The organism is Mesorhizobium sp. M2A.F.Ca.ET.039.01.1.1, assembly GCF_003998035.1.
Lineage (GTDB): Bacteria > Pseudomonadota > Alphaproteobacteria > Rhizobiales > Rhizobiaceae > Mesorhizobium.
Genome location: NZ_RZRY01000573.1, coordinates 1 through 4058, shown reverse-complemented (window position 1 = coordinate 4058; position 4058 = coordinate 1). Strand labels below are relative to the sequence as shown.

The following is a 4058-nucleotide window of genomic DNA, read 5'->3' as shown; positions in this document are numbered from 1 at the left end:
CCCTCATTTCTGCTTGAGGTATGCGCCGCGCCATGTCGCGCGCGGCTTCAGCCGATGCAACCGGATCGTGGGAACGGATCATGACTAGCGTTGGCACTGAGATCGCAGGAAGGATATTCCGGATATCGATGTCCCGATTCATCGCTTCGTAGGCCGCATATGCGGACGGGCTCGCCGCGGCCCTCATAACACGCGCTTGGGCATCGACCACCGTTTGATCGACACTACGCCCGAGCCCGACCCCTGCTCCACGGATGTACTCGTCTGAGGGGCCGTTCTCAGCCACATCCTTGATGAGCTGATCATACGCCTCGGACGACAAACCCCATGGGTGGTCTTCCGAAGCGCACCAACGAGCTTGCGTGCCCCAGACGATTAGCGATCTCACGCGGTCCGGGTTCAAGGCAGCAAACAAACTTGTCATCGAGCCCCCCTCGGAAACACCGAAAAGACTGGCACGCTCAACCTTCTCGGCATCCATCACCGCCCGGATGTCGTCGGTCCGTTCCTCAAGAGTCGCCATTCGGATCGGGCGATCAGACAGCCCGGTTCCACGCTTGTCGAACTTGATGACCCGGCAGAACGCCCCAAGCTTCTCGAAAAACAGAGCGCGCAGTGGCATTTCCCATTCCAGATCGAGGTGGGATGCCGTTCCCGGTGCCCAAACAAGGTCTATTGGACCACTCCCCCAGACCTGATAGGCGATGGCCACTTCCCCGCTTCGCGCGTACTTGGTTCGGGGTGTCATCTCATCATTGCCCTATGCGGAAATGAACATGGATCAACGCTAACCTGCGGCCCTCTTGTCTGCAAACTCTCTTCACGCCTCAACCGGAAGATGCGCCATGGCACCGCGTCGCCAGTACCGATCGACGCGATTTAGCGTGTGCTTTCGATGGTGCTCTACGCCGCCGACGGGATGGTCTATAGTCGTCGGCAGCCTGGCCGGTCGGCGTCGGTAATTGCTGCGTGACGGTGGCCGCGCCCTATGAGGGAGCGATCGCATGATCGTCGAGCTGAACGACATCCGGGCGGCGGCCGAGCGGATCAGAGGCAATGTCCGCCGCACGCCGGTGGTCGAGGCGACCAATCTCCAGTCGGGAGCTGGCGAAGGCTATCGGCTTGCTTTGAAGCTTGAGCTGCTGCAGGTCACGGGCTCGTTCAAGGCGCGGGGCGCCACGAACCGGCTGCTGGCGCTCGATGCCCGCGACATCGCTCATGGCATCGTCACCGCATCAGGGGGAAATCACGGCATCGCCACGGCCCGCGCCGGCTTCATGGCACAGGTGCCGGCCACTATTTTCCTGCCGAGCAACGCCTCGCTCGAGAAGATCGAAAAGCTCCGGGCCTGGAAGGCCGACGTTCGGATCGTTGGCTCCGCCTGGCATGAATCCAACGTCGCCGCTCTGGCCTTCCACCGCGAGACAGGCGCGGCATATTTCCATCCCTTTGCCGACGCGGATGTTGTTGCCGGGCAGGGAACGGTCGGCCTCGAGCTGCTCGAGGAGCTGCCTGAGATGACCACCGTGCTCGTGGCGATGGGTGGCGGCGGCCTTATCACGGGGGTGTCCACTGCGCTCAAGGGGCTGAAGCCGGGTGTGCGAGTGGTCGGCATCGAAGCCGAAGGATCGCCGGTGCTGCTGCGTTCGCTGGAGGCGGGCCGCAACATCGCCCTCGACAAGGTGACCACCTGGGTAGCAACAATGTCGTGCGCGCGCTCCGACGATCGAATCTTCGAAGCCGTTCGCGATCGGGTCGATGAGATCGTGCTGGTCAGCGACGACGAAATGCGCGCCGCAGCCAAATGGCTCTGGTTCGAAATGGGCTTGGCGGCGGACCTCAGCGGCGCTGCCGCCCTCGCCGCCCTGCGCAAAGGTCGCATCTCGATAGAGAAGAATGAGCTGGTCTGCGCGATCGTTTGCGGCGCAGGCTCTGATGCAATTGCCACCTAAGCGCAGGCGCTTTGTATTCGCATCTGGCAATTGAAGCTTGGTAAAATGGCGACCGCTTCTAGCAACCACGACCTCTACAGTGGTCGCCGGCGATGTCCGCATTCCGGAAGTTGCAGGCTGATCTCTACGGCTGACTGTGGGCGCATAGCTGCCTTCCCGACATCGGGCCTTGCCCTAGCTACTCCCAAATACGAGCAACCGGTAACCGCACACAATAGAAACAAAAGGCTTGCCTTTAAAGCGCGCCATATCTCTCCTGAGGTGCACAAACTTGCTCGCTCTTCCGGTTCGCGCGGCTTCTCGGCGCGGTGATGCTCCCACCGGCGCGCAGCGACGATTGCGTGCGCTTTAAACGCAAAAAACCGCCCCGGTCAGACCGGGACGGTTATGATAGAATTGGTTGCGGGAACAGTGTTTGAACCTGGTAACCTCACTTTCGAAGCCCTATCGACAGACAAACCGGTTGCATCGCTGTATTGGCGGTACCCTACTCTGACTAGAACGCCATATCCTAGGCGGGTGGTATGTTCACGTTATGATGGAAGATGTTGTTCGGGTCATAGCGCGTTTTCAACTGCCGCAGCCTTGCGAGGTTTTGACCATAGGCGGCCAACGCTGCCGCGCCGGCGTCCTCGTCTGCCCCCAAATAATTTGCATAGCGACGCTTGCCAGCAAAGGACTTGAGTACATCGAAGCTGGCGCGCGCCCAAGCGGTGGTGCGATCCGCAGAGGCCTTGTCCATCCATTGGCCAAGCACGAGCGTGTTGAAGCCAATGTCACGGAGCGCGAAGGAGGTGGATTCTACCGGAACGCGCGACGCAAAGCCGTGGAAACCTTCCAGCAAGATCGAGCTTGTTGGAACCGGGCAGCGCTCATACGCGATCACGAGGGCCTCGACAGCATCGTCGTCAAGGCGCGGAAGGAACGTGGACTTCCAGTAGTTGAATGCGCCGGAAGGGAAGCCCGCGTCCAGCATTCCATTGAGGTCCACATAGGGTATCGGCCCTAACGCATCCACCGCTACGGTGCCAAAGCTCCGGATCTGGCTTCCAACGATCTCCGCATCTTCGGGTGAGCCGATATGACAGGAAACGATGGCAACGATCGGGGTGCCCGACCCGTCTGGCGCGGTAGTTAAGCCGGCGACGAGCATAAGGTCGTCCGAGGCATTTTCAGCGAGGTCCCGGAACCCGCGGAGGACTTGTCTCGCCTCATGGAATGGAAAGGCAACGATACCTCCGAACACGACAGGGCCGACGGAATGCAGGCGGAACTCGAAGGAAGCGGCAACGCCAAAATTGCCACCGCCGCCACGGAGCGCCCAGAAGAGATCGGGATTTGCGTCGGCGCTCGCTTTCACTACGGAACCGTCTGCGAGCACCAGATCGACGGAGATCAGATTGTCCAGCGCCATCCCGTATTTCGGCATAAGCCATCCAAGGCCGCCGCCGAGGGTAAGTCCAGCAACACCAGTACTTCCAATCACGCCTCCAGTGGTCGCAAGACCATGCAACTGGGTCTCTCTATTCAACTCCCTCCAAGTCACCCCACCCTCGACTATGGCCGTCCGGGCGGCAGCATTCACGTGAACTCCTTTCATCAAGGAGAGGTCGATCATAAGGCCATTGTCGACCACTGCACGCCCAGCGACGTTGTGGCCGCCGCCGCGTACGCAAATCTCCAGTCCGGTCGCCTGGGCGTAAAGGACAGCATCGACGATATCGGCAATACCTCGACAACGGGCAATGACTGCGGGGCGTCGGTCGACGAGGCCATTGTGTATCCTCCTTACCTCATCAAAAGTCGGCGCGCCGGGCTGGAGAATTGATCCGAGAAAGTTGCGAGCAAGTTCTGTTTGGACTCCCATGACGCTTCCCCTCCTGTCGGGCGACCGCACTGTCGCGGAAGCCACGGTGAAACCGGCGCAGAAAGCGAACGGTCCGAACGATTCTACGTCGGAATTTATTAGCCAAGGGGATCATGATCCCGGCGACGATCCGATGCAACAGCTGACGTTGCCGCTGGATCCCAGTGCCCGAACCGCGCGGGCCAGGTTCTTATGCGGCTTTAGCGGCAGGCTTGAACATTCTCTTTAATATCTAAGCG

General features: G+C 60.3%; 4 protein-coding genes. 2 read left to right on the top strand and 2 right to left on the bottom strand.

From position 1 onward, the window contains the following. On the bottom strand, nucleotides 1-712 hold a 712-nt coding region (locus EOA24_RS29510), incomplete at its 3' end, for an alpha/beta hydrolase (RefSeq protein WP_189354341.1). A gap of 292 nt (nucleotides 713-1004) precedes the next feature. On the opposite strand from EOA24_RS29510, the gene EOA24_RS29505 reads away from it, so the two are divergent. Next, nucleotides 1005-1952, top strand: coding sequence for a pyridoxal-phosphate dependent enzyme (locus tag EOA24_RS29505; protein ID WP_245491193.1), 948 nt, complete (start codon nucleotides 1005-1007; stop codon nucleotides 1950-1952). Nucleotides 1953-2463: 511 nt separating this feature from the next. On the opposite strand, the gene EOA24_RS43395 is transcribed toward EOA24_RS29505, so the two are convergent. Continuing rightward, the gene (locus EOA24_RS43395; protein WP_245491192.1) at nucleotides 2464-3105 is read right to left on the bottom strand and encodes a BBE domain-containing protein; all 642 of its coding nucleotides are present in this window, start codon (nucleotides 3103-3105) and stop codon (nucleotides 2464-2466) included. A gap of 60 nt (nucleotides 3106-3165) precedes the next feature. Here EOA24_RS43395 and EOA24_RS43390 point away from each other — a divergent pair, with 60 nt between their 5' ends. Beyond that, complete coding sequence (locus tag EOA24_RS43390; protein WP_245467045.1) at nucleotides 3166-3780, top strand: hypothetical protein; 615 nt, start codon at nucleotides 3166-3168, stop codon at nucleotides 3778-3780. Nucleotides 3781-4058: the final 278 nt, after the last annotated feature.